Source organism: Parvibaculum sp. MBR-TMA-1.3b-4.2, assembly GCF_053628815.1.
Genome location: NZ_JBRJHC010000001.1, coordinates 3,207,254 through 3,225,089, shown reverse-complemented (window position 1 = coordinate 3,225,089; position 17,836 = coordinate 3,207,254). Strand labels below are relative to the sequence as shown.

Sequence of the window (17,836 nt, the reverse complement as noted above, 5' to 3'; positions counted from 1 at the left end):
CGTTGCAGCGCATTATTATGACTGAAGCCGCTCATAAAATGGCTCAAATCCGCAAGAATATCCCGCATGACTTCACCTGCTGGGTGCTGACCAACGGCATGGCGGGGTTCGAGGTGCAGGGAATCGGGATCGCCCATGCGCTGGGGCTGGAACCGGAGCTGAAACGCGTGGGGCCGCCCGCACCCTGGAAATGGATCGCACCCCACGGCCCCTCGGGCCCGGCCGACGGCATCGCCCCGCCCTGGCCCGACCTCCTCATCGCCTCCGGACGGCAGTCCATCCCCTATGCCCGCATGATCCGGCGCAAATCGCAGGGGCGCACCTTCGTCGCCGTGCTGCAGGACCCGCGCGTCTCGCCCCGGGAGTTCGATTTCGTCTGGGCGCCGCTGCATGACCGGATCGACGGCGACAATGTGCTGAAGACCCTGACCTCGCCGCATCGCCTGACGAGGGAAAGGCTCGCCGAGGAAGCCGCCCTGATCGACCCGCAGATCGAAAACCTCCCCCATCCGCGCGTGGCCGCGCTGGTCGGCGGCACCAACGCGGCCTATACGCTGACCGAGGAAACGGCGGGACGTATCGGCGCGCAGCTTGCCGGCCTTTGCGACCATTACGGCGCCGGGCTGATGGTCACCCCCTCGCGGCGCACCGGCGACAAGGCCGTCGCCCTGCTGAAAGAACATCTGGAAGGCCGCCCTGCGACGATATGGGACGGGACCGGCCACAACCCCTATTTCGGCTATCTGGGCGCCGCCGACGCCGTGGTCGTCACCTGCGACTCGGTCAATATGGTCGGCGAGGCCTGCTTCACCGGCAAACCCGTCTATGTCATCGAGCTGGAAGCCGCCAACACGCGGAAGGCCGCCAAATTCCGCCGTTTCCTGGACGCGCTCTACACCGCCGGCGTGGCGCGACCTTTTGCCGGACAGCTTGAAAGCTGGGAGTACGAGCCATTAAATGCTACCGAGGAAATCGCCGCAGCGATCGCGTCGCGTCTCGAAGGGCATTCGGCGCGCTGACACGCGATCACGCCGCCTTAACGCGATTTTCCTATGGTCGGCGGATGCGGGCTTGTTCCGCGCGCGGAAAGACCGATATGGACATGACCGCCGGCCCATGAGCCACATGGGGGCGACGACACGGAATAGGACGATGGGCCTGATCGATATCGACGCGCTGCGCGCGACACCGCTGAAAACCGATCCTTACGATTATCTGGTCGTGCCGGGCTTCGTCTCCGGCGAGGCGCTGACCCAGGTCATCGCGGATTTTCCCGATATTCAGTCCACCGGCTCCATTCCGCCGAGCGAGCTCGACATCCATGGGCGCTTCGACGCGCTGCTGGAGGAGATGAAAGGCCCGGCCTTCCAGAAGGCCATCGAGGAAAAGTTCGGCCTCGACCTCACCGGCCGCCCGACCATGTTCACCGTGCGCGGCCATTGCGCGCGCAATAACGGCAAGATCCATACGGATACGGAATCGAAGATCATCACCGTGCTGCTCTATCTCAACGAAGAGTGGGAAGCCGGTGGCGGCCGCCTGCGCGTGCTGCGCTCAGGCACCGACCTCAACGACGCAGCCGAGGAAGTCTCCCCCAATGGCGGCACGCTGCTCGTCTTCCGCCGCTCCGACAATTCCTGGCACGGCCACGAGCCCTTCGAGGGTCAGCGCCGCGCCATCCAGATGAACTGGGTCCGCGACGAGGCCGTGGTCGAGCATGAACAGCGCCGCCACCGTTTCACCGCCTTCCTCAAGAAACTCAATCCCTTTGGCGGCGCACGCGCCGCGGCCCGCGAGGCGATGTAACGCCCCTCTACAGGCGGACCGCAAAACGGGTTAGGCTGGGTCTTCCCCCGCCCGCGCCCATAGTTACTGAAAAGAGCAAGAGCCTGATGACGCTCCAGATCGAGACCTTCAAGAATGCCGACCTCTCGCAAGGCTGGCGGCCGGGCAACAATGCGGGCGGCGCCACGCTCTTCAAGGCGCTGGGCCATCCGCTGACCGCGCCGCGCGCCCACGCGCTGATGGACGAACTCAAAAGCGAAGGCCCCGTCGCCCTCTTCGATCCGATGGGCTATGTGAGCAATTTCCACGCCTATTACGATCTGTCGAAGCTCGACCTTGCCGGCTATTTCGTGCAGCGCCTGGAAGATCTCGGCGGCACGTTCCTCGGCCACGAGGCGGCGCCCTTGAGCACGCTGAAGGCGAGCGGTGCGAAAGCCGTCCTTATCCTGACCTTCGACACCGACAAGACCTTCGGCTCGATCAAGCATCTCTTCCCGGAAGACGCGCGTATCGTCTCGCTCGACGATATCCGTATCGACGACGACATGCTGACCAACCGGAAGAACTATCTGGACCCACTCAACTTCGCGACCAACTTCGCGCTGATGCGCGAACAGGAAGGCCCAGCGAACGGCGCTGATCACGGCATTCATACGCGCGTGGCGACGGCGAATTACTGGGCGCTGCATGGCGCGGAGAACCCCGAGCTCTGGCTTGCCCTGTTCGACGAGAAGGGCGAGCAGATCGCCGAATGGCGCGAACAGCTTCCCGGCGCGGGCGCCCCCTTCGCGATCGACAGCGGCGAAATCCGTACCCGCTTCGGGCTCGGCGATTTCACCGGCTCGCTCTTCATCCATGCCATCCGCATTGCCGGACACGACGTGGTGAAATACGCCCTCGACATGTATGGCGAGGATGGACTCGCGCTTTCCTGCAGCCATGACGCCAATGCCTGGCCCGCCGACTTTTACGCCGGCATGCCCGCAGGCGACGAGGACGAGGAAGTCACGCTCTTCATCCAGAACTCGCACCCCATGCCGATTCCGCCGCATTCCGTCGGCCTCAACATCATCGGCGCGCAGGACGTCTCATGGTTCGAGGAGGAAATCCCGCCCTTCGGCACGCGCGCCATGTCGGTCGATGCGCTGCTGCCGCAGGCGAGCTGGCCCGACCAGGTGGAAATCGTGGCGGGGCGCTATTTCGTGCGGCCGCGCTATGAGGTGAAGCGCAAGGGCGGCAACCGCCGCATCGCGCACGCCAATGTGGAGCGCACCGACCTTGCGCCCGATCCGCACATCCCCGATCTCGAAAAGCATATGGGCAAGGGCTACATCATGCCGCTGCCCATCCTGCCGCGGGACGAGTTCCAGTCCGTCATGCTGCCGACGCCCATGGCGACGGAGCAGCACGAACTGCCGATCCGCGCAGAGATGATCGATGCGACCGGCGAGACGGTTGCGGTGAAATTCCTCGGCCGCATCCCCCGGCGCGAAAGCGTGGAAGTGGATGTGGAAAGCTGGATTGCCGAGGAAGGCGCGAAACTCCCCTCCGGCTACGGCCATGTGGAGTTCCTCTACGATTTCCGCGACGGCGGCGAAGCCGATGGCTGGCTGCATGCGCTGGGACGGTTCGAGCAGAAGGCAAGCGGCCATCGCGCGGAAACGATTTTCGGCGCGCATATCTACAACACCGCGACCATCTACAAGGACGAGCCGCAGAGCTACACCAACAAGCCGCCGGGACTGACCACGCGCCTCTTCCTGCGCGTCGGCTCCCTGTCGGGAGACGATGGCGGGCTCGACACGATGTGCCACCTCATCTACCCGGCCTCGACGCCCTGGCATGAGAAAAGCTCGACGCTGCTCATCCTGCATGACGCGGAAGGCAAACCCGTCGCCGAGCGCAAGGTGGAGATCGCCTGTGGCGGATCCTTCCACTGGCGTCTCACCGAAATGTTCACCGCCGAGGAACGCGAAAAGACCGGCGGCGCGGGCTATGTGATCGTGCGCGACACGACCTGCCGCCTCTTCGGCTTCCACGGGCTGCTGAACGGCGAGAAAAGCTTCTGCCTCGACCACATGTTCGGGTTCTGAGCACATCAGCAATCGGCATGGTTATCTGACGCCCCTGGGCCCCGGGACAAGCCCGGGGTGACATGGTTCGCTTTTTCGCGTTCGCCCTATCTTCCGACTAGGAGATTACGGCGAGGTACGGGACTATCACGCAGCCCTGCCCGTCTCCCGGGCACCATCCAGGATAGGTGAACCGATGAAGACGTTTCGTAGGGCCGCGATACTCGCGGGCGCGGTGATTTTACTTTGTCCCCTACAAGCCCTCGCCGCCGAGCCCGGGCATTGGGGCTATGAGGGCGCGACCGGTCCCGACCATTGGGGCGCGATGTCGAAAGACTGGGCCGCCTGCGCAACGGGCAAGGAACAATCCCCCATCGACCTGACCGGCAGCGTGAAAGCCGAACCGCCCGTGACGAAACTGTCCTGGAACATGGACACGGTCTGGCAGGCGCAGAATACCGGCCATGACCTGAAGCTCGTTCCCGAGGGCAAGAAGAGCGCCGGCTACATTGAGATCGGCGGCAAACGCTACGAGCTGTTGCAGTTTCGCTTCCATGCGCCGTCCGAGCACACGATCGAGGGCAAGCATGCCCCGATGGAAGTTCACTTCGTCCATCGCGCCGGGGATGGCGAGCTGGCCGTGATCGGCGTGATGATCGAAGCGGGCGGCACGAACGGTCTGTTCGACCGCCTTGTCGCGACCGCCCCGCGCAGCGTCGGCGAAGCCTCTTTCGGCGAAGCCCGTCCCGATGCGCTTCTGCCCTGGCATGCCGAGGTCTTTTACCGCTACGCCGGATCGCTCACCACGCCGCCCTGCTCGGAGACCGTCCGCTGGACCGTCCTGAAGGAACCGCTCGAAGTATCCGGCGCATCGATCAAGGCCTATGAGGCCATGTTCGCTCCCAATGCGCGCGCCATCCAGAGCACCGGCCGCCGATACATCCTGGAAAGCGACGACTGAGCGGACAAACGCCCCGCGCAGACAACAAAAAAACCCGGCGCGGGAAAATCCCGGCCGGGTTTCATGTTTCGGGGCGAACCCGATCCCGTGCTTAGAGAAGCTCGAGATTGGCCGCCGAAGTCTTGCCGCGCTCGGTGACGAGCTCATAGGCAATCTTCTGGCCGTCGGCGAGACCGGAAAGGCCTGCGCGCTCGACAGCGGAAATGTGGACGAAAACGTCCTTGCCGCCATCATCCGGCTGAATGAAGCCATAGCCCTTTTGGGAATTGAACCATTTGACCGCGCCCTTGCTGGACATGGTGTCTCCTTTAGTCATGTCTACGTACGGCCCGGGCAACCGCGCACGGGCCATGTCAATCTATCGAATTAGTCAGGAAAGCCCGGCGCTCGATCTCGAGCGAAGAGAGCATGCCGAACCAAGCGGGATGACGGCTCATTAAATGGGGATACACTGCCAAATAGCAAGGGAAAACGAGTCGAAGGCTTCAAGCCGGGGTCGCAATGTTCCAGAAAAATCTCCGTCGTTACGCCTTCTGGATCGCAATCTCAGTCGCCCTAATTCTTGTCTTCAGCCTCTTACCCGGCGACAAACACCTCCCCCCGCAGGTTCCTCTCTGGGCCTGGATCCTTATCCCCGCAATTGCTGCGTTCCTCCTCCGCTATTTTTTCTCGGTGAACAATGCGGAGAATGCCCGTAGCGAACTCTCGCTGGATATTGACCCAAGAATTAAACGATGGCTCATCCCAGCAGGCTTCATGCTTATGGCTACAGCGATTGCATGGGGCGTGTTTTATGACTACCTAGAACCTGTCTTCAAAACGGATTCGCCACGCATTTTCGTGTCGTTCTGGCTTTTCGCGTTCGGTGTCATGGCAATTCTCTTCAGGATCGCCCTTGGAGCTTTGAGCCTGGCCAATCGTGCTGCGGACAAAGCTTTTGGGCAGGAAAAATCCGACCGCGACGCCTGAAAGCCACGCATCGGCCCCCGCCACGTGGCCCGCGGCAAACTTATCCACTGCTTTCTCGCCGCACCGCAGCATTTCCCCCTTGAAAACAGCCTAGAGTAATTCTAATTAGCACTGGAAGGCCGGCCTCCCCGGCTACCAGTTTTGAATTTGAATGAATGGAGTTGGAAATGGGCGTTCTCGTCGGAAAACAGGCACCGGACTTCACCGCCGCCGCCGTGATGGCGGATGGCGACATCGTTGAGGATTTCAACCTGAAGTCCTATCTGAAGGACAGCTACGGCCTCGTCTTCTTCTACCCGCTCGACTTCACCTTCGTCTGCCCCTCGGAAATCCTCGCCTATTCGAACCGCGTGCCGCAGTTCGAGGAAAAGAACGTGAAGGTGGTCGCGGTGAGCGTGGACAGCCAGTTCTCGCATTTCGCCTGGCGCAACACGGAACCCAAGGATGGCGGCCTCGGCCCGGTGAAGTTCCCCATGGTGGCCGACATCACCAAGCAGATCGCGCGCGATTATGACGTGCTCATCGAGAGCGACGGCGTGGCGCTGCGCGGCACCTTCCTGATCGACCGCGAGGGCGTGGTCCGCCACCAGCTCGTGAACGACCTGCCGCTCGGCCGTAACGCCGACGAGGCGCTGCGCATGGTCGACGCGCTGCAGTTCCACGAGGAAAACGGCGAAGTCTGCCCTGCCGGCTGGCAGAAGGGCGAGGAAGGCATGGTCGCCGACCAGAAGGGCGTCGCCGAATATCTCGGCAGCCATTCCGAAAAGCTCTAAGGCCACACGAGAGCAAGCGCCGAAACCGGCAGATCGCCGGTTTCGGCTGACCCGCGCCGCGCCTATATTGTGTTTTGCGTAAACGGCGCGCGCGGGCGCTCCCCTCCTCTTCCGCCCCGAACGGGCAAACAGAACGAACGGAAAGACCATGTCCGATACCAAACATGCCAAGGTTCTGATCGTCGGCGGCGGGTCCGCCGGATACACGGCCGCCATCTATGCCGCGCGCGCCATGCTCGAGCCCGTTCTCATTCAGGGCATCCAGCCCGGTGGCCAGCTCACCATCACCACCGATGTGGAGAACTATCCCGGCTTTGCCGATCCCATCCAGGGCCCCTGGCTGATGGAGCAGATGGAAGCGCAGGCGAAAAACATGGGCACGGAAATGATCGGCGACACGATCACCGAGGCCGACCTCTCCGCCCGCCCCTTCAAACTCAAGGGCGACAGCGGCACGCTTTACACCTGCGACGCGCTCATCATCGCGACCGGCGCACAGGCGAAATGGCTGGGCCTGCCGTCGGAAGACAAGTTCCAGGGCTTCGGCGTCTCGGCATGCGCCACCTGCGACGGCTTCTTCTATCGCGGCAAGGAAGTGATCGTGGTCGGCGGCGGCAACACCGCCGTGGAGGAAGCGCTTTTCCTGACGAATTTCGCGAGCAAGGTGACGGTGGTTCACCGCCGCAACGAGTTCCGCGCCGAAAAGGTGATGCAGGAACGCCTCTTCAAGAACCCCAAGGTCGACGTGGTCTGGGACAGCACGATCGAAGAGATCGTCGGCGGCACCGACCCGATGGGCGTGACCGGCGCCAAGGTGAAGAACGTCAAGACCGGCGACGTGACGGAAATTCCGGCGGACGGCGTCTTCATCGCCATCGGCCATGCGCCCGCGACCGAACTCTTCACCGGCCAGCTCGAAACCAAGGAAGGCGGCTACCTGAAGACGCTGCCCGGCACGCCGCGCACCAATGTGGAAGGCGTCTTCGCCGCGGGCGACGTGACGGACGATGTCTACCGCCAGGCGGTGACCGCCGCGGGCATGGGCTGTCAGGCCGCGCTCGAAGCCGAACGCTTCCTCGCCGCACAGGAAAGCGACGTCACCGCACAGATCCCGGAAAGCGCCACGGCGTAAAGCTTCTCAAAAATCGATTATTCGAGACAGGGCGCTCATGTCGGACACGACATGGGCGCCTTCTCTTTCAAGCCCTGCCGCATCCGTATGCGGATCGCCCGTGTAGCCGATGACGGGCATACCTGCCGCGACGGCGGCCTGCACGCCGGGCACGCTGTCCTCAATGACGAGACAGGCGGCGGGCTCATGTCCCATCTCCTTTGCCGCATGGAGAAAGAGATCGGGCGCAGGCTTGCCCCGCCCCACCATCTGCGCGCTGTAAAGCACATCTTCGACAAGCGGCAGGAGACCCGTCGCGCCCAGCGTGAAGCGCATCTTCTCAAGCTTGCCCGATGAGGCAACGCAATAAGGCATGCCCGCCGCGCGAAATGCCTGCACCAATTCTTCCACGCCGGGGATCGCACTCACCTCGCCCTTCGCAAACTCTTTCAGCGTCTCGTCACGAATGTAATCGGGCCAATGTGCGCCAAGCGGACGGCCCAGCGCTTCTTCCACATGCGCGATGACGGCTCCCAGACTCCGCCCAACGAAAAGCCGGCGGCATTCCTCATAGGAGATGTCGTACCCCACCTCCGCCATCAGGCGGACGAGAAGACGGTTCGCGACGGGCTCGGTATCGACCAGCACGCCGTCGCAATCGAAGATCACCAGAGAGGGAGAAAAGAAAGACGCCATGGCAGAGTTATTGTCCGCCATGACGGCATGCTCAAATCACTTTGTATGAGCGTTCATGTCAGCGCCCCGCGCCCGCATGCGCTCGCGCGCATTGGCATAGGCACCCTTGGCGGGCACGACAGGCATGGCGCCACCGAGACCGAAAGGCGGCATGTTGCCATAAATGCATTCATAGCTGCCGGGATCGACCGGATAGGTCTCGTGCCAGATGCCGACCGTGCCGTCATCGCCGACATTGCGCGTAAACTCCGCCCAGGCGGAAACATGCGTCCCGCCCTTCGCGCGCGCATAGTTTTCGAGGTCCTCGAAAGAACGCCAATACTGCATCAGCCCGCCGCCGCGCCAATAGCTGAAGCCCATCGCACCGAGAAAGCCGGTCGATGCATCCGCATGAAGCTCCTTCAGCATGCGCGGCATGGCGCGCGCCACGGGCAGCCATTTGCCGGGCCGCAGCAGCTTGTTCACCCGCATACCGATCAGGAACACGACAAACGGTTCTTCCGAGATGACCGTATAACGGCCCGCACGAACGCCCGACATGAATGCCCTCCCCTCGCTGACGATGTGAGGAGCTTAGCGGGAACAGGCATAAAGGGGGAAGTCAAACACCCCGGCACGTTGTCATTGCCGGACCCGATCCGGCAATCCAGCGCAATATGTGCGGCTCATGCCGCTCTGGATGCCCGGATCAAGTCCGGGCATGACAATGATTAGACGCCGAATAGAAAACGCCGCGGAGTTTCCTCCACGGCGTTGTGCGTTCATATGGCGGTCATGGCTTACTCGATCATGCTGCGGAGCATCCAGGCGGTTTTCTCGCTGGCGTTCATCCGCTGGACCATGAGGTCAGCCGTCACTTCATCCTTCGCCTCGTCGGCGAGCTGGAAGAGATCGCGCGCCGTCTTCACCACCGTTTCATGGCCCTTCACGAGATTGGCGACCATCTGGTCGGCGCTCGGGACGCCATTGTCCTCCTGAATGGAGGTAAGCTTCGCGTATTCCGCATAGGTGCCCGGCGCGAAATAGCCCAGCGCGCGGATGCGCTCGGCGAGCTCGTCGGTCGCCGCCCAGAGCTCGCGATACTGCTCCTCGAACATCAGATGCAGCGCGCGGAACTGCGGGCCGGTGACGTTCCAGTGGTAGTTATGGGTCTTGAGATAAAGCGTGTAGGTGTCCGCCAGCACGCGGCCGAGACCGTCGGAGATTGCATTGCGGTCGCCCTGCGCGATGCCGGTATCGACTTTCATATCCATGATGTACCTCCTGTTTTCGCATTCATCTCAACTGAACTCTCAAGGAGATGTATGAAGTCACATAGCGGTTACAACCCTCTTTAGAATTATTTTAAAGTGACTTTTTGACGCAGAAAAAGGGCCGGGAACGCCCCGGCCCTCTTCATCATGGGTCGAGACGGCTCAGCTCAGCGAGGCACAGAAACGCTGGATCCGCTCGCAGGCTTTTTCGAGGTTCTCCGTCGAGGTCGCATAGGAAATGCGGAAGTAAGGCGAAAGCCCGAAGGCGCCGCCATGGACGCAGGCCACGCCCTCGGCTTCCAGAAGCTGCTCGACGAAATCCTGATCGTTCTCGATGACCTTGCCGCCGGGCGTCTTCTTGCCGATCGTGCCCTTGCAGGACGGATAGACATAGAAAGCGCCTTCCGGCGTCGGACAGGTGATGCCGGACGCCTGGTTCAGCATGGAGACCACGAGGTCGCGGCGCTCCTTGAAGACGGCCGCACGCTCGGGGATGAAATCCTGCGTCCCGTTCAGCGCTTCCACCGCCGCCCATTGCGAAATGGAGGTCGGGTTGGAGGTGGACTGACCCTGCACCTTGCCCATCGCCTTGATGAGTTCCACCGGCCCGGCGCAATAGCCGATACGCCAGCCCGTCATCGCATAGGCCTTGGAGACGCCGTTCATGGTGAGCGTGCGCTCGTAAAGACCGGGCTCCACCTGCACGGGCGTGACGAACTGGAAATCGTCATAGACGAGATGTTCGTACATATCGTCGGTGAGGATCCAGACATGCGGATGCTTCATCAGCACGTCGGTCAGCGCCTTCAGCTCGTCGCGCGTATAGGCCGCGCCCGACGGGTTCGACGGCGAGTTGAAGATGAACCATTTCGTCTTCGGCGTGATCGCCGCTTCCAGCGCCTCCGGCGTCAGCTTGAAACCGGTTTCCATGGAGGCCTCGGCAAAGACCGGCTTGCCGCCCGCCAGCAGGACGATGTCCGGGTAGGACACCCAATAGGGCGTCGGGATGACGACCTCGTCGCCGGGGTTCAGCGTGGCGACCATTGCGTTGAAGATGATCGGCTTGCCGCCCGGCGCGACGAAGGCCTGGTTCGGCGCATAGTCGAGCCCGTTCTCCCGCTTGAACTTGGCGCAGATCGCGGCCTTGAGTTCCGGGATGCCGTCCACGGCGGTGTACTTCGTCTCGCCGCGGCGGATCGCCTCGATGGCGGCTTCCTTGATATTGTCCGGCGTATCGAAATCCGGCTCGCCCGCGCCGAGGCCGATCACATCGACGCCCTGCGCTTTCAGATCGCGCGCTTTCTGGGTCGCCGCCATGGTGGCCGACGGCTGAATGCGGTTGAGTGCGTCTGAAATGAAACCCATGGCGTGATCTCCTGTCGCGGGAAAAGGCCTGAAAAGGCGGCTGAAACCTAAGCCTGCCGCCTTTGCAGTGCAACATGCTAATCGGACAAAACGCCCTCCGCATCCACCGAAATGTCCCGCAAGGGCTTTCCCCGTATCAGCTCAAGCGGGATCGTGCCCGCCCAGACGGGAAGCGCCATATCCTCCGGGTCGTCCTTCGGGCCGCCGGTGCGCAGCTTGGCCGCCACCTGCTCCAGCGGAACGGCGAAGACGGCGGTCGCCTTCATCTCCTGCGCATTGGCGCGGCGGGCCTTGGCGGACCGGCCTTCTTCCACCCTCTCCACCATCAGGTCCAGCGCATCGGCCTTTTCCTCGCCGGCGAGTTCCACCGCCGCACCATGGATGATGACGGAGCGGTAGTTCATCGAATGATGGAAGGCGGAGCGCGCAAGGATAAGCCCGTCCAGATGGGTGACGGCCAGCGTCACCGCCTCGCCGCGCTTCAGCGCCATGGATAGCCCGGCCTTCGCGGACAGGTGGATCAGCACCCGCTCGCCCGCCCGGACATAGAAGACGGGGATGATCTCCGGCCCCTGCGCGCCCTGAAAACCGGCATGGGCGACATAGCCATCGTCGAGGATCGCATGGACGGTGGCACGGTCGAAGCACTCGCGGCCCGGCGCGCGCCGGGGCCTGAAGGCCTTGTCGGGACTGTAGTCGCTGTTCTCGCTCGCCATGTCGCTCGCTCCATTGGCTCCAACCGTGAATGGCACCCCTATCGGCCATAATTGGCCCTATCAGAAGGTCCATTAATGGAATTATAGTGGAACCACTCTTGGGGAAACCGTGGGGGAGAGGCCGGATGCCGGACACACCATTGCCGCTGGGCACGCTGTCGCTCGACACGGCAAGCGATCTACCGCTTTACCGCCAGCTCTATGACGGGCTGCGCGAGGCCATACTGGACGGACGGTTGAAGCCGGGTGCGCGTCTCCCCTCCTCGCGCGGCCTAGCAACGGAACTCGGCGTCGGGCGCAACACCGTGGTCTCCGCTTACGAGCAATTGACGGCGGAAGGCTATCTCGACAGCCATATCGGCGCGGGCACGCGGGTGGCGCATCTGCTGCCGGACCGGCTGACGGGACCGGGCGAGCCGCCCCCGCGGCGGACGCAAAGCCCGACGGCCCGGCCCGCGAAACGCCTCCTCTCCCGGCGCGGCGACGCCATGCAGGGAGTCAGGCGGCCCGCGGCGAACTACCGCCGCGGCGTCACCCGTCCCTTCCAGCACGGATTGCCGGACATCGAAGACTTCCCCGCGCTTCTGTGGAGCCGCCTGCTGGCAAAACACAGCCGCGACCCGCGCCACGATTTGTTCGGCTATGAGGTCGACAAGGGCCATGAGGGCCTGCGCAGGGCGATCGCCGATTACGCGGCCGCCGACCGGGGCGTCGTCTGCGGGCCCGAACAGGTGATCGTCACCGCCGGGGCACAGGCAGCCCTCGACCTCGCCATCCGCATGCTGATCGACCCCGGCGACACGGTGTGGATGGAAGACCCGGGCTATCTCGGCGCGCGCGGCGCACTCATGAGCGCGGAAGCCGATATTCGACCCGTCGAAGTGGACGGAAACGGCATGGATGTGGAAGCGGCCATCGCCACCCTGCCGCCGCCGCGCTTGGCCTATGTCACCGCCTCGCACCAGTTTCCCATGGGGGCGACGCTCTCCCTGCCCCGCCGGCTCGCGCTGATCGAACATGTGGCGCAAAGCGGCGGCTACATCCTCGAAGACGACTATGATTCCGAGTTCCGCTTTGCCGGGCGCCCCATCGCCTCGCTGCAGGGCCTCGATCGCGGCGACACCGTGATCTATATGGGCACGCTCGCCAAGACGCTCTTTCCCGCGATCCGGATCGGCTATCTCATCGTGCCGCCGGCGCTCGCCGAACCCTTTTCCGTGGCGATCCGGCTCACCGGGCACATCCCGCCCGCATCGCTACAGGCCGCGCTGGCGGACTTCATCGAAGAAGGCCATTTCGGCGCGCATGTGCGCCGCGTCCGGCAGGTCTATGCAAGGCGGCGGGCGATCCTGCTGGAAGACCTCGACACCACGCTTGCCCGCTGGCTGCGCCCCGCGCCCGGCGAAGGCGGGTTGCAGCTCGCCGCCCTGCTGCCGCCCGGCGCGGATGACGCGAAAGCGGCCGCCGCCGCGCGACAGGCGGACATTCACGCCACCGCGCTTTCCGCCTACCGGCTGGCACCGGGCGGCAGACCGGGCCTTCATATGGGCTATGCGGGCGTGCCCGACGATGCGTTACGCAAGGGCGCAAGGACGCTTGCAACGGTGCTGGAGAAAGAGAAGATGGCGGAGTTTTGAAGAATATTCGTCCTGGCCCGGCTTTATGCGGGGCATGACGCAGAGATGGAAAGCGACACCATGCGGCTCTACCAGATGCAGGATTCCGGCAATTGCTACAAACCGCGCCTGCTCGCGCATATGACGGGACGCGAGCTTGAACTTGTCGACATCGACATTCTGAAAGGCGAGAGCCGCACGCCGGACTTCCTGGCGAAGAACCCCAATGGCCGGGTGCCGGTGCTGGAACTGGAGGACGGCCGCCTGCTGGCGGAATCGAACGCCATGCTCTTCCATCTCGCGCAAGGAACGCCCTTCTGGCCGGACGACGCCTTTGAGCAGGCGCAGGTGCTGCAATGGATGTTCTTCGAGCAATACAGCCACGAGCCCTATATCGCCGTCGCGCGCTACTGGCGGTCGATCAGGCCGGGCGGCGCGGAAGAGGCAAGGGACCGCTTCCCCGAATGGCATGACCGCGGCTATCAGGCGCTCGACGTGATGGAAAGGCAGCTTGCCGCGCAGGACTGGTTCGTCGGCACCCGGATGACCATTGCCGACATCGCGCTCTACGCCTACAGCCATGTGGCGCATGAAGGCGGCTTCAGCCTCGATGCCTATCCGGCCGTCCGGAACTGGATTGCGCGCGTCGAGGCCCGGCCGCTTTATGTGCCGATGAGCTGGCGGCCCGTGTAAGGAATCAACGCCTTACCCGGGATCGCCATAATATGGCCGCAAAATCTTCAGCCCACGGCCCGTTTTTCTGACCGGCACCGCCCCATTCCTCCGTGAAACTCACTCATACCGAAACGCATGGATGAGGGGATGTCACCATGAGGAGCCTGCCGCATCGGTCTGCGCACCACACAGGTCCGCGCGACGCCATTGTTTTCATTATCGCCCTGTTTGCCACTCTCTTCGCCGTGACCGGCCTGTTGACGGTCGCCGCGAAAGCCGATGGCGCGGCCGCCCGAAACGGCCTCGTCACACTGAACGATGTGCAAAGCGGCACGCTGCTTCTGAACTCGAAGGAACCGGGCAAATATGTGCCCGCTCCCCTGCTCGCCACCGATGCGAAGATTGAGGTCACCGGCCCCATGGCGCGGGCCCGCGTGACGCAACGCTTCATCAATCCCGGCGAGGGATGGGTGGAGGGCAAATATGTCTTCCCCCTGCCCGAGGATGCCGCCGTCGATACGATGAAGATGATCATCGGCGACCGCGTCATCGAAGGAAAGATCAAGGAGAAGGAAGAGGCCCGCAGGATCTATGAGAAGGCGAAGGCGGAAGGCAAGAAGGCCGGACTGCTGGAACAGCAGCGCCCCAACGTCTTCACCAATGCGGTGGCCAATATCGGCCCGCATGAATCCGTGACCATCCAGATCGAATATCAGCAGACCGTGCATCGCGACGGCGACCGCTTTTCGCTGCGCTTTCCCATGGTGGTCGCGCCGCGCTACGTGCCGAAGGAAGCCGCCGACCCGCAGGTCGTGGATTTCACACCCGGCTCCGGCTGGGGCACGACGCAACCCGACGAAGAAGACCTGCCGCCCGGCACCGCCCATCCCGGCAATGCCCCAGACCTGACGCAGCCGCCCGTTCTCGACCCCGAAGAGGGCAAGGTGAACCCGGTCGCGCTCGAGGTGTCGCTGGAAGCGGGCTTTCCGCTCGGACCGGTGAAAAGCTCTTTCCACAAGGTGGACATTCAGCGGACCGGCAAGGAAGGCGCGAAGCTTTCGCTGGCCGAAAAGGTCGTGCCCGCCGACAAGGATTTCGAACTGACCTGGGAGCCCGCCGAGACCGCCGCGCCGACCGCAGGCCTCTTTCGCGAGACGGTGGACGGCAAGGACTATGTACTGGTGATGCTGATGCCGCCCTCCGGCGCAGTACAGCCGCAGGCCAAGCCGCGCGAGGCGATCTTCGTGATCGACAATTCCGGGTCCATGGCGGGCGCCTCCATGCCGCAGGCCAAGGCCGGCCTCCTTTTCGCGCTCGACAAGCTGAAGCCGGAAGACACATTCAACATCATCCGCTTCGACGACACGCATGAGCTGCTCTTTCCGCAGCCCGTCCGCGCAGACCGCGAGAACATCGCCGTCGCCCGGAAATTCGTGAACGGGCTCCGCGCGGATGGCGGCACGGAAATGCTGCCCGCGCTGAAAGCCGCGCTCAACGACCGCACACCCAATGCCACGAGCCATGTGAGACAGGTAATTTTCCTCACCGACGGCGCGATCTCCAACGAGAAGGCGCTGTTTGAGGAAATCGCCCGCCATCGCGGCCGCTCGCGTCTCTTCACGGTCGGGATCGGGTCCGCGCCCAACTCCTATTTCATGACGCGCGCCGCCGAAGCGGGACGCGGCAGCTTCACCCATATCGGCGACCTCGCCCAGGTGAAGACCCGCATGGCCGAGCTCGTGAACAAGCTCGAACATCCCCTCGTTACCAATGTCACCGCGAGCTGGCCGGAGGGCACGCAGACCGAAAGCTGGCCCGATCCGGTGCCCGATCTCTACAAGGGCGAACCGGTGGTGCTGGCCGCGCGCATGGACAAGGCGCGGGGCGACCTCACGCTCAAGGGCGATCTTGCCGGCAAGGCATGGCAGGTCCGCATCCCGCTCGATGCGGGCGAAACCCGGCCCGGCATCGGCAAGCTCTGGGCCCGGCGCAAGATCGCGTCGCTCGAAGCCGACAGGCTGATGGGCGGCAACTATGAAAGGACCGACGCCGAGATCCTGAAAGTGGCGCTCGCCCACCATCTGGTGAGCCGCCGCACCAGCCTCGTCGCCGTGGATGTGACGCCCACGCGCCCCGACGGGGAGAAGCTGGAAAGCCGCGACATGCCGGTGAACCTTCCCGATGGCTGGGAGTTCGACAAAGTATTCGGCGAAAGCATGCCTGCGCCCGTCATGCGCAAGGCGATGCGTGCCGCGCCGACCGCCATGCTCGCCTCCGCGCAGAGCCCGGTCATGGATAGCGCGCAGGACCGGGGCCTTGCCCTGCCCCAGACGGCAAGCGATGCGCCGGGCCTCATCCGCAACGGGCTCTTCACACTGCTGGCCGCCTTCCTGCTGATGCTGCTCTGGCGGCGGGTCACACGGCAGGGCTGAAATCATGACGCAGGCGTCAATACTATCCGTACAGAAACGACACGGATGGACGGCCCCCGCGGGGGCCGTCCTGATCGCGATCCTGATGGCGATTGGCGGCTGGCAGCTCGGCCACGGCCTCTACATCAAGGCGAAAGCACAGTTAGCGCAAATGCTTCTCGATAGCGCCTGGAACGAATCCCTGCGCACAGGCACACCCCACAAGGCATGGGCCTGGGCCGATGCATGGCCCGTCGCACGGCTTTCCGTTCCGCGTCTCGAAATTTCGGAAATCGTTCTGTCGAATGCCAGTGGCGAAGCCCTCGCCTTCGGACCGGGGCAGATGTCCGCCGCCGGTCCGTCCGGCAAAGGCCTGCGTGCCATTGCTGGTCACAGGGACACGCATTTCGCTTTCCTGAAAGACCTGCAGGTGGGCGACGAGATCACGCTGACAACGCTGGAAGGCGGGAAAGCAACTTACTCAGTAACCGGAACACAAATTGTTGACGCCGCTACAACAAACCTGGACCCGACCGCAGAGAACAGCCTCGTTCTCGTGACATGCTACCCGTTCGACGCCGTGGCGCGGGGCTCTCTGCGCTATCTGGTAATTACTAAGCAAGTTATATCGTAAGCAAGAATAATAATGGAGTAGAACTTGCTTACGAAAAAGGTATTGGTGCTCCAATACGAGGACTGAACCTTCGCATCTGAAATATTTTTTCTCTCGGAACACTTGACCCGATTTGTCTTTTCAGTCCTATAGAAGGCGGGGTCTGCCTCTGCCAGACATGGCACCGAAAGAAAGAAACAAGTTTGGGACTGGAAACCTATAGACGCACCGTTAGCGACGCCAAGCGCGCATCCATTCTTCAGGCAGCGCGCCAGAACTTTTTCGCCGAAGGCTATACACGCGCGGCGATGGCCGAAATCGCTCGGCAGGCGGACGTATCGACGGCCACCCTCTACAAGCATTTTTCATCGAAAGACGTCCTGTTCGTCGCGGTGGTCGAGGATGCCTATTCCGGCGCGCCCATCGGCCCGGAGAACTATCAGGGAAAGCCGGTGCGCGACGCGTTGCTGATGCTTCTTAGCAGCTGCATCGACCAGCAGTTCTCGCATGACGGCAATGCCCTGCTCCGCGCGGTCATTGCGGAAGTCCCTTCCGCGCCCCAGCTCGCGCAGGAGGTTTACGACCGCAGCACGAAGACGCGTTACCGGCACATTCAGGAACTGCTCGACAAATATATCGAGCTGGGCCAATTGAAGCCGCACGACACGGCAACGGGCACGAGACAGATTTCCGGCATGGTGAAGGAGTTTTTCATCTGGCCGGCCCTCTTCGGCGAGGACGTCTCCCCGCATGAAGACAAGGAGAGGATCGTCCTCTCGGCGATCGACATTTACCTCGCCCGCTACGGCGCGTAAGCCGG

18 protein-coding genes are annotated in these 17,836 nt (G+C 63.1%); 12 read left to right on the top strand and 6 right to left on the bottom strand.

Going from position 1 to position 17,836, the window contains the following annotated elements:
• Positions 1-38 precede the first annotated feature (38 nt).
• The 4 genes from ACSSVQ_RS15480 to ACSSVQ_RS15465 all read left to right on the top strand — a co-directional run bounded on the left by ACSSVQ_RS15480 (position 39) and on the right by ACSSVQ_RS15465 (position 4,818).
• A complete protein-coding gene (locus ACSSVQ_RS15480) occupies positions 39-1,019 on the top strand; it encodes a mitochondrial fission ELM1 family protein (RefSeq protein ID WP_454184241.1) in 981 nt (326 codons plus the stop codon).
• 133 nt (positions 1,020-1,152) lie between these two features.
• The gene (locus ACSSVQ_RS15475; protein WP_454184240.1) at positions 1,153-1,806 is read left to right on the top strand and encodes a 2OG-Fe(II) oxygenase; all 654 of its coding nucleotides are present in this window, start codon (positions 1,153-1,155) and stop codon (positions 1,804-1,806) included.
• Positions 1,807-1,892: 86 nt separating this feature from the next.
• Positions 1,893-3,878 carry a hypothetical protein gene (locus ACSSVQ_RS15470; RefSeq protein ID WP_454184239.1) on the top strand — a complete coding sequence of 662 codons (1,986 nt, stop codon included), beginning with the start codon at positions 1,893-1,895 and terminating at the stop codon, positions 3,876-3,878.
• Positions 3,879-4,053: 175 nt separating this feature from the next.
• Entirely contained in the window at positions 4,054-4,818 is a 765-nt protein-coding gene (locus ACSSVQ_RS15465) for a carbonic anhydrase (protein WP_454184238.1), read from the top strand.
• A 91-nt stretch (positions 4,819-4,909) separates the two neighbouring features.
• Here ACSSVQ_RS15465 and ACSSVQ_RS15460 read toward each other — a convergent pair whose 3' ends face one another.
• Positions 4,910-5,116: a cold-shock protein gene (locus ACSSVQ_RS15460; RefSeq protein ID WP_167091837.1), complete on the bottom strand. Its 207-nt coding sequence runs from the start codon at positions 5,114-5,116 to the stop codon at positions 4,910-4,912.
• Positions 5,117-5,319: 203 nt separating this feature from the next.
• Between ACSSVQ_RS15460 and ACSSVQ_RS15455 the strand changes: the two genes are divergently transcribed.
• The 3 genes from ACSSVQ_RS15455 to trxB all read left to right on the top strand — a co-directional run bounded on the left by ACSSVQ_RS15455 (position 5,320) and on the right by trxB (position 7,692).
• A complete protein-coding gene (locus ACSSVQ_RS15455) occupies positions 5,320-5,787 on the top strand; it encodes a hypothetical protein (RefSeq protein WP_454184237.1) in 468 nt (155 codons plus the stop codon).
• 167 nt (positions 5,788-5,954) lie between these two features.
• Positions 5,955-6,560, top strand: a complete 606-nt coding sequence (locus ACSSVQ_RS15450) for a redoxin domain-containing protein (RefSeq protein WP_454184236.1) — start codon at positions 5,955-5,957, stop codon at positions 6,558-6,560.
• 148 nt (positions 6,561-6,708) lie between these two features.
• Positions 6,709-7,692 (top strand): thioredoxin-disulfide reductase, encoded by a 984-nt coding sequence (gene trxB, locus ACSSVQ_RS15445; RefSeq protein ID WP_454184235.1) that lies wholly within the window; start codon positions 6,709-6,711, stop codon positions 7,690-7,692.
• Between the two features lie 6 nt (positions 7,693-7,698).
• On the opposite strand, the gene ACSSVQ_RS15440 is transcribed toward trxB, so the two are convergent.
• The 5 genes from ACSSVQ_RS15440 to ACSSVQ_RS15420 form a co-directional block, all read right to left on the bottom strand.
• On the bottom strand, positions 7,699-8,388 hold the full coding sequence (locus tag ACSSVQ_RS15440) for an HAD family hydrolase (protein WP_454184234.1): 690 nt from the start codon (positions 8,386-8,388) through the stop codon (positions 7,699-7,701).
• 15 nt (positions 8,389-8,403) lie between these two features.
• Entirely contained in the window at positions 8,404-8,907 is a 504-nt protein-coding gene (locus ACSSVQ_RS15435) for a DUF4188 domain-containing protein (RefSeq protein WP_454184233.1), read from the bottom strand.
• A 239-nt stretch (positions 8,908-9,146) separates the two neighbouring features.
• Entirely contained in the window at positions 9,147-9,620 is a 474-nt protein-coding gene (locus ACSSVQ_RS15430) for a Dps family protein (protein ID WP_454184232.1), read from the bottom strand.
• Positions 9,621-9,782: 162 nt separating this feature from the next.
• The gene (locus ACSSVQ_RS15425; RefSeq protein ID WP_454184231.1) at positions 9,783-10,985 is read right to left on the bottom strand and encodes a pyridoxal phosphate-dependent aminotransferase; all 1,203 of its coding nucleotides are present in this window, start codon (positions 10,983-10,985) and stop codon (positions 9,783-9,785) included.
• A 77-nt stretch (positions 10,986-11,062) separates the two neighbouring features.
• Positions 11,063-11,701 carry a pyridoxamine 5'-phosphate oxidase family protein gene (locus ACSSVQ_RS15420; protein ID WP_454184230.1) on the bottom strand — a complete coding sequence of 213 codons (639 nt, stop codon included), beginning with the start codon at positions 11,699-11,701 and terminating at the stop codon, positions 11,063-11,065.
• A gap of 125 nt (positions 11,702-11,826) precedes the next feature.
• Between ACSSVQ_RS15420 and pdxR the strand changes: the two genes are divergently transcribed.
• From pdxR to ACSSVQ_RS15395, 5 genes are all read left to right on the top strand, one after another.
• Positions 11,827-13,338, top strand: coding sequence for a MocR-like pyridoxine biosynthesis transcription factor PdxR (gene pdxR / locus ACSSVQ_RS15415; RefSeq protein WP_454184229.1), 1,512 nt, complete (start codon positions 11,827-11,829; stop codon positions 13,336-13,338).
• 45 nt (positions 13,339-13,383) lie between these two features.
• Complete coding sequence (locus tag ACSSVQ_RS15410; RefSeq protein ID WP_454184228.1) at positions 13,384-14,010, top strand: glutathione S-transferase family protein; 627 nt, start codon at positions 13,384-13,386, stop codon at positions 14,008-14,010.
• A gap of 137 nt (positions 14,011-14,147) precedes the next feature.
• Complete coding sequence (locus ACSSVQ_RS15405; RefSeq protein ID WP_454184227.1) at positions 14,148-16,424, top strand: marine proteobacterial sortase target protein; 2,277 nt, start codon at positions 14,148-14,150, stop codon at positions 16,422-16,424.
• 4 nt (positions 16,425-16,428) lie between these two features.
• A complete protein-coding gene (locus tag ACSSVQ_RS15400) occupies positions 16,429-17,037 on the top strand; it encodes a class GN sortase (protein ID WP_454184226.1) in 609 nt (202 codons plus the stop codon).
• Positions 17,038-17,219: 182 nt separating this feature from the next.
• Positions 17,220-17,831: a TetR/AcrR family transcriptional regulator gene (locus ACSSVQ_RS15395; RefSeq protein WP_293324618.1), complete on the top strand. Its 612-nt coding sequence runs from the start codon at positions 17,220-17,222 to the stop codon at positions 17,829-17,831.
• Positions 17,832-17,836: the final 5 nt, after the last annotated feature.

Excerpts from the sequence above, each read along its gene's own strand:
- ACSSVQ_RS15475 (WP_454184240.1), top strand. The coding sequence starts at position 1,153 with ATGGGCCTGATCGATATCGACGCGCTGCGCGCGACACCGCTGAAAACC.
- ACSSVQ_RS15420 (WP_454184230.1), bottom strand. The coding sequence starts at position 11,701 with ATGGCGAGCGAGAACAGCGACTACAGTCCCGACAAGGCCTTCAGGCCC.
- trxB (WP_454184235.1), top strand. The coding sequence starts at position 6,709 with ATGTCCGATACCAAACATGCCAAGGTTCTGATCGTCGGCGGCGGGTCC.
- ACSSVQ_RS15430 (WP_454184232.1), bottom strand. The coding sequence starts at position 9,620 with ATGGATATGAAAGTCGATACCGGCATCGCGCAGGGCGACCGCAATGCA.
- ACSSVQ_RS15465 (WP_454184238.1), top strand. The coding sequence starts at position 4,054 with ATGAAGACGTTTCGTAGGGCCGCGATACTCGCGGGCGCGGTGATTTTA.
- ACSSVQ_RS15400 (WP_454184226.1), top strand. The coding sequence starts at position 16,429 with ATGACGCAGGCGTCAATACTATCCGTACAGAAACGACACGGATGGACG.
- ACSSVQ_RS15460 (WP_167091837.1), bottom strand. The coding sequence starts at position 5,116 with ATGTCCAGCAAGGGCGCGGTCAAATGGTTCAATTCCCAAAAGGGCTAT.
- ACSSVQ_RS15440 (WP_454184234.1), bottom strand. The coding sequence starts at position 8,388 with ATGGCGGACAATAACTCTGCCATGGCGTCTTTCTTTTCTCCCTCTCTG.
- ACSSVQ_RS15425 (WP_454184231.1), bottom strand. The coding sequence starts at position 10,985 with ATGGGTTTCATTTCAGACGCACTCAACCGCATTCAGCCGTCGGCCACC.
- ACSSVQ_RS15405 (WP_454184227.1), top strand. The coding sequence starts at position 14,148 with ATGAGGAGCCTGCCGCATCGGTCTGCGCACCACACAGGTCCGCGCGAC.
- ACSSVQ_RS15410 (WP_454184228.1), top strand. The coding sequence starts at position 13,384 with ATGGAAAGCGACACCATGCGGCTCTACCAGATGCAGGATTCCGGCAAT.
- ACSSVQ_RS15480 (WP_454184241.1), top strand. The coding sequence starts at position 39 with ATGGCTCAAATCCGCAAGAATATCCCGCATGACTTCACCTGCTGGGTG.
- pdxR (WP_454184229.1), top strand. The coding sequence starts at position 11,827 with ATGCCGGACACACCATTGCCGCTGGGCACGCTGTCGCTCGACACGGCA.
- ACSSVQ_RS15450 (WP_454184236.1), top strand. The coding sequence starts at position 5,955 with ATGGGCGTTCTCGTCGGAAAACAGGCACCGGACTTCACCGCCGCCGCC.
- ACSSVQ_RS15470 (WP_454184239.1), top strand. The coding sequence starts at position 1,893 with ATGACGCTCCAGATCGAGACCTTCAAGAATGCCGACCTCTCGCAAGGC.
- ACSSVQ_RS15435 (WP_454184233.1), bottom strand. The coding sequence starts at position 8,907 with ATGTCGGGCGTTCGTGCGGGCCGTTATACGGTCATCTCGGAAGAACCG.
- ACSSVQ_RS15455 (WP_454184237.1), top strand. The coding sequence starts at position 5,320 with ATGTTCCAGAAAAATCTCCGTCGTTACGCCTTCTGGATCGCAATCTCA.